This window comes from Mesorhizobium sp. M4A.F.Ca.ET.050.02.1.1, assembly GCF_003997725.1.
Lineage (GTDB): Bacteria > Pseudomonadota > Alphaproteobacteria > Rhizobiales > Rhizobiaceae > Mesorhizobium.
The window spans coordinates 1-5,838 of record NZ_RZSG01000367.1 but is presented as its reverse complement, the minus strand read 5'-3'; the positions used below and the strand labels follow the sequence as shown (position 1 = coordinate 5,838).

Sequence of the window (5,838 nt, the reverse complement as noted above, 5' to 3'; positions counted from 1 at the left end):
CGCATATAATGAGCGGTTCGGCGCTTTACGAGACCTTTGCTCGCGCACCCCTGGCCTTCGACCACGGGGAGGGGACCTGGCTGGTCACCGACAAGGGCGAGCGATATCTCGATTTCGCCGGCGGCATCGCCGTCAATTCACTTGGCCACAGCCATCCGCATCTGGTTGCAGCGCTCACCGAGCAGGCGGCGAAGCTCTGGCATGTCTCCAACCTCTACGAGATTCCGGAGCAGCGCCGGCTCGGCGAACGGCTCGTCGAGGCGACCTTTGCCGACAAGGTGTTCTTCACCAATTCGGGCGCCGAGGCGCTGGAATGTGCCATCAAGACGGCGCGGCGCTACCATTTCGTCAAGGGACATCCCGAGCGTTTCCGCATCGTCACCTTCGAAGGCGCCTTCCACGGCCGCACGCTGGCGACGATCGCCGCCGGCGGCCAGTATAAATATCTGGAAGGCTTCGGCCCAAAGGTCGAAGGCTTCGACCAGGTCGGTTTCGACGACATCGACGCGGCTGAGAAGGCGATCACGCCGGAGACGGCCGCCATCTTGATCGAGCCGGTCCAGGGCGAGGGCGGCATCCGCCCGGTGCCGACGCAGTCGCTGAAGCGGTTGCGGCAGCTTTGCGACCAGCATGGCCTGCTTCTGATCTTCGACGAGGTCCAGTGCGGCATTGGCCGCACCGGCAAGCTGTTTGCGCATGAATGGTCCGCCGTCACCCCGGATCTGATGGCGATTGCCAAGGGCATCGGCGCCGGCTTCCCGCTGGGTGCGTGCCTCGCCACCGACGAGGCTGCGGTCGGCATGACCGCCGGCGTGCACGGCACCACCTTCGGCGGCAATCCGCTGGCGATGGCGGTTGGCAACGCCGTGCTCGACGTGGTGCTGGAGGAAGGTTTCCTCGAGGATGTCCAGCGCAAGGCACTGCTCCTGAAGCAGGGACTGGCCGGCGTGGCCGACGAGTTTCCCGAGGTCCTTGAAGGTATCAGGGGAACCGGCCTGATGCTCGGCCTCAAATGCGTGATGCCCAACACCAAGGTCAACATGGCGCTGCGCGACCAGCATCTGCTCGCGGTCCCGGCCGGCGACAACGTCATTCGCCTGCTGCCGCCGCTCACCGTCACCGACGCCGAGATCGGCGAGGCGCTCGACCGCATCCGCGCCGGCGCCCGGGGCCTGGCGGACGCCATCGCCGCGGCCGCCGCGAAGTAATTCCGGAACCATTGCCGATGTCCGTTCGCCATTTCACCGACCTCTCCGCCGTTTCCGAAGGCGATCTGCGCTTCATGCTTGACGACGCGGTGGTGCGAAAGGCCAGGCTCAAGGCCGGCGAGCGCACCAAGCCGCTCGAGGGCAAGGTGCTGGCGATGATCTTCGACAAGCCCTCGACCCGCACGCGCGTGTCCTTCGACGTCGGCATGCGCCAGCTTGGCGGCGAGACCATCATGCTGACCGGCACCGAGATGCAGCTCGGCCGTTCCGAGACCATCGCCGACACGGCCAAGGTGCTGTCGCGCTATGTCGACGCTATCATGATCCGCACCACCTCGCATGAGCGGCTGCTGGAGCTGACCGAGAACGCCACCGTTCCGGTTATCAACGGGCTGACCGACGACACCCATCCCTGCCAGCTGATGGCCGACATCATGACCTTCGAGGAGCATCGCGGTCCGGTGGCCGGCAAGACCTTCGCCTGGACCGGCGACGGCAACAATGTGCTGCATTCGCTGCTCGAGGCCTCGGCGCGGTTTCGTTTCAACCTCAACGTCGCTGTGCCGGAAGGCAGCGAGCCGGATGAGAAGCACATCGACTGGTCGAAGGCCAATGGCGGCAAGCTGAATTTCACCCGCTCGGCCGAGGAAGCTGTCCACCAGGCAGACTGCATCGTCACCGACTGCTGGGTGTCGATGGGCCAGGAGCATCGCGCGCGCGGCCACAACGTTTTCCTGCCTTACCAGGTCAATGCGGCGCTGATGGCGAAGGCGAAGCCGGACGCGCTGTTCATGCACTGCCTGCCGGCGCATCGCGGCGAGGAGGTGACCGACGAGGTCATCGACGGACCGCATTCGGTGGTGTTCGACGAGGCCGAGAACCGGCTGCACGCCCAGAAGGCGGTTTTGGCCTGGTGTCTGGGAGCTTGATCTCCGGAGGTGTGATGCCTATCTGCGGCGCATCACGCAAATCGAGCGCGTTTGGACGCATGCCCCCAGATGGGCGGTATGGCCGCGCCCCGGAGCTTTGTCATGTTGGAAACCCGTCAAGTGACTAAACATCACCCGCAACTCGGCGAATTCGGCTATGCCGGCGACGACCATGTCGTGCCGTTCGAGGTCGCCCCGCTCGACGTGCGTGGCCGCACCGTGCAGCTCGGGCCGATGCTCGACGCCATTCTTGCCCGCCACGATTATCCGGAACCGGTCGCCCGCCTGCTGGCGGAAGCCTGCGTGCTGACGGTGCTGCTCGGCACTTCGCTCAAGTTCGAAGGCAAGTTCATCCTGCAGACCCGAACCGACGGGCCGGTCGATATGCTGGTGGCGGATTTCTCCACCCCGCATGCGCTGCGCGGCTATGCGCGCTTCGATGCCGATCGGCTGCAGGTGCTGACCGCCGCCGGCGAGGTCTCGCAGCAGACGCTGCTCGGCAACGGCGTGCTGGCGCTGACCATCGACCAAGGCGTCCACACGCAGCGCTATCAGGGCATCGTCCAGCTCGACGGCTCCTCGCTGGAAGAGGCCGCGCGCACCTATTTCCGCCAGTCGGAGCAGATCCCCACCGACATCAGGCTGTCGGTGGCCAAGCTGGTGACGCCCGGTCCCCGAGGCGCCCGTGAGCAGTGGCGCGCCGGCGGTCTTCTGGCGCAATTCCTGCCGAAGGCGCCGGAACGCATGCGCGTGCCGGACATTTCCGGCGGCGATGGCGATCCGCGCGAGGCGGTGCATGATCCGGCCGACAACTCCTGGCAGGAGTTGCTGGCGCTGCTCGGCACCATCGAGCCGACCGAGCTGATCGATCCGACGGTCGGCGCCGAGCGGCTGCTCTACCGGCTGTTTCACGAGCACGGCGTACGCGTGTTCGGCGGCGTGCCGGTTGCCGACCAGTGCTCGTGCTCGCGCGAGAAGATCCGCGGCATCCTCGCGGGCTTCTCCGCCGAGGAGATCAAGGACAGCACCGAGGATGGCGGCATCCACGTCGCCTGCGAGTTCTGCTCGACGCAGTACGACTTCGATCCGACGGAGTTCGCCGCGCAGTAGGCTCGCCTTCTGACAAGCCGCACCGCAATCTATCCTCTCTCCCACCGGGGGAGAGGATACATAGCCTGCATTGTCGGGCGTCCTTTTTGACTGCGCTTGGCCGCCGCACCGATTTCAGCTTCTAATAAATTCTTCGAGGTGCCTGCGGACCTCTGACGCTCGTTCGACTGGAGCCATATGGGTTTCTCCCGCGAGCAGTGTGAGCTTCGCTCCGCTGATTGCACTCGCGGTGGCTTCCATCATCCCGCCGAAAAACTGGTCCCTTTCACCGCCGAGGATCAAGGTCCTCGCCGAGATATCGCGGAGGCCTTCGTAGGCCACATCGTTGTCGAGCATTGCCTCGAGATAGCGCACAATCGTCCTTGGCGCTCCCATCCGGGCAATCAGGCTGCGTCCTTCGAACCTCAGTCGAAAACGCAAAAGAAGGTTCAGCCACGGCCGCCGAAACGCCGTTGTGAATTCCTCCAAAAGCGCGTGAAATTGTTCGGCTTTTGCGAATTGGATCTGTCTCTTGAGCCGCTCTTTTCCATCGGCCGAAAAGCCATGCGCACTCGCCAGCAGGACCAGCCTGCCTACCAGGTCTGGATAGCGTGCGGTCACCTGCGTTGCGACAACGCCGCCATAGGAAATACCCATCAACTTCGCTGGCTTCTTGAAGTCAGCGTCGATGATCTCCGCGATGTCTCTGGCCATGCCCTCGAGCGATAGATCGGCTTTGGGAGCGGGATCGTAGCCAATCAGCACAAAGCTCGTGCCGGGTGGAAGGATATGGATGAGCCGTCTGGCGTCCTTTTCCAGTCTGGATGGACAGGGTTTCATCATGAACCCCTGACCGCCGTTGATGATGAGAAGCCTTTCCGGTCCTTGTCCAACGCTGGCGAACGGCAGCCGGCCCAGAAACAGCCCTGTTTCAATTTTGTGCATCAAGTCGCTGCCTGGCGCATGGCAGCCTCCCTTGATCAATGGGAAGCAAAGTTGCTTTGACGCTCGCACGCCGGTGTGCCGGCGCCAAGGGAGTAGGCGGCCACTAGTTCACCGTCCGTCGCGTGCCTGGCAGGTCGAGCGAGAAAGCCGGTATGGCGACGTCGAACGTCTCGCCCTGCTTGTTGCGCATCGTGTAGTGGCCGACCATGATGCCCGACGGCGTCGAAAGCGGGCAGCCGGAGGTGTACTGGTAACTGTCGCCGGGATTGAGCTCGGGCTGGTCGCCAACGACGCCGGCGCCGCGCACCTCCTCGACACGGCCGCTGCCGTCGGTGATATGCCAATAGCGCGACAGCAACTGCACGAACTCGTCCGACTGGTTGTCGATGGTCACGTGATAGCCCCAGACATAGCGATTCTCCGACGGATCGGAGCGATCCTCCAGATAGAACGGCCTGACCTGCACTTCGATCTTGCGCGTGACGGCGCGATACATGAGCTGCTCCAAACAGTTCGGGAACTTTCGGCTCGCTCCGCTATCAGGTCAACGATGCGTGATGCCCATCCCTTCCGTCCTTATGCGCACGTGCCGGCAAACAATGTCATTTAAGTGACACACGACAATGATGGTGTGCGCAGACCGTGCCGGGCGACTCATCGCTCTGTCGACCTGTTCAAGACGGCCATTCCCAGCCGGCTTTTCCGGAGTGACCAGACCTCGATGGAACTGATCGCCATAGCCGCCGCTCTGCTTTCGATAGCCTTGCTCCTCGCCAATCTCACCAGCATCCTGCTCGCGGCTTTGAGGCTGAAACCGCCGCGCGGCGCGGCGCCGCCCGCCGGCAGGACGGCGCCGGTCTCGATCGTCATTCCCGCGCGCGGCGTCGAGCCGTTCACCGAGGAGACGCTCCAGCGCGCTTTCACGCTCGACTGGCCGCGTTACGAACTGATCTTCTGCGTCGCCCATGCCGACGATCCGGTGGCCAAGCTGATAAACCGGGCGATTGCCCGGTTTCCCAAGGTGCCCGCCCGGCTGCTGGTCGGCGACGACCGCGTCAGCGCCAATCCGAAGCTCAACAATTGCGTCAAGGGCTGGGAGGCGGCGCGCCATCACTGGGTGATCCTCGCCGATTCCAACGTGCTGATGCGGCACGACTATATTCAGCATCTGATGGCAGCCTGGCGGTCGGACAGTGGCCTCGTCTGCTCGACGCCGATCGGCTCGCGGCCGGACGGCTTCTGGGCGGAGGTCGAATGCGCCTTCCTCAACACGCTGCAGGCGCGCTGGCAATATGCCGGCGAGGCGCTTGGCCTCGGCTTTGCCCAGGGCAAGAGCATGCTGTGGAACAAGCCCATGCTCGACGCCAATGGCGGCATCCGCGCGCTTGCCGCCGAGATCGCCGAGGACGCCGCGGCGACCAAGCTGGTCAACGGGCTCGGCCTTCGCGTCCATCTCGTTGCCTCGCCCTTCGAACAGCCGCTGGGCGAGCGCCGGCTCGGCGAGATCTGGTCGCGCCAGGCGCGCTGGGCGCGGCTGCGCCGCGTCACCTTCCCGCTGTTCTTCGCGCCGGAGATCATGACCGGCGCGGCGCTGCCGCTGCTGCTGGCGCTGTTTGCGGCGGCCCACGCGGGCATCAGCCTGCCGGCCACGGCGCTTTGCGTGCTGG

6 protein-coding genes are annotated in these 5,838 nt (G+C 64.5%); 4 read left to right on the top strand and 2 right to left on the bottom strand.

Going from position 1 to position 5,838, the window contains the following annotated elements:
• Positions 1-8: 8 nt before the first annotated feature.
• The 3 genes from EOA33_RS21675 to EOA33_RS21665 all read left to right on the top strand — a co-directional run bounded on the left by EOA33_RS21675 (position 9) and on the right by EOA33_RS21665 (position 3,247).
• On the top strand, positions 9-1,208 hold the full coding sequence (locus EOA33_RS21675) for an aspartate aminotransferase family protein (RefSeq protein ID WP_127406542.1): 1,200 nt from the start codon (positions 9-11) through the stop codon (positions 1,206-1,208).
• 17 nt (positions 1,209-1,225) lie between these two features.
• A complete protein-coding gene (argF, locus tag EOA33_RS21670; protein WP_126056593.1) occupies positions 1,226-2,137 on the top strand; it encodes an ornithine carbamoyltransferase in 912 nt (303 codons plus the stop codon).
• 78 nt (positions 2,138-2,215) lie between these two features.
• The gene (locus tag EOA33_RS21665) at positions 2,216-3,247 is read left to right on the top strand and encodes an Hsp33 family molecular chaperone (protein ID WP_126056592.1); all 1,032 of its coding nucleotides are present in this window, start codon (positions 2,216-2,218) and stop codon (positions 3,245-3,247) included.
• 114 nt (positions 3,248-3,361) lie between these two features.
• Here the strand turns inward: EOA33_RS21665 and EOA33_RS21660 are convergent, their stop codons facing one another.
• Positions 3,362-4,171 carry an alpha/beta hydrolase gene (locus EOA33_RS21660; RefSeq protein WP_127406541.1) on the bottom strand — a complete coding sequence of 270 codons (810 nt, stop codon included), beginning with the start codon at positions 4,169-4,171 and terminating at the stop codon, positions 3,362-3,364.
• A 103-nt stretch (positions 4,172-4,274) separates the two neighbouring features.
• A complete protein-coding gene (apaG, locus tag EOA33_RS21655) occupies positions 4,275-4,667 on the bottom strand; it encodes a Co2+/Mg2+ efflux protein ApaG (RefSeq protein ID WP_126056590.1) in 393 nt (130 codons plus the stop codon).
• Between the two features lie 225 nt (positions 4,668-4,892).
• Between apaG and EOA33_RS21650 the strand changes: the two genes are divergently transcribed.
• Positions 4,893-5,838, top strand: a 946-nt coding sequence (locus EOA33_RS21650; protein WP_127406539.1) for a ceramide glucosyltransferase, incomplete at its 3' end; no start/stop codon positions are given.

What these genes read in the sequence shown, in the direction of transcription:
- apaG (WP_126056590.1), bottom strand. Translation starts at nt 4,667, where the DNA reads ATGTATCGCGCCGTCACGCGCAAGATCGAAGTGCAGGTCAGGCCGTTC.
- EOA33_RS21665 (WP_126056592.1), top strand. Translation starts at nt 2,216, where the DNA reads ATGGCCGCGCCCCGGAGCTTTGTCATGTTGGAAACCCGTCAAGTGACT.
- EOA33_RS21675 (WP_127406542.1), top strand. Translation starts at nt 9, where the DNA reads ATGAGCGGTTCGGCGCTTTACGAGACCTTTGCTCGCGCACCCCTGGCC.
- argF (WP_126056593.1), top strand. Translation starts at nt 1,226, where the DNA reads ATGTCCGTTCGCCATTTCACCGACCTCTCCGCCGTTTCCGAAGGCGAT.
- EOA33_RS21660 (WP_127406541.1), bottom strand. Translation starts at nt 4,171, where the DNA reads ATGCACAAAATTGAAACAGGGCTGTTTCTGGGCCGGCTGCCGTTCGCC.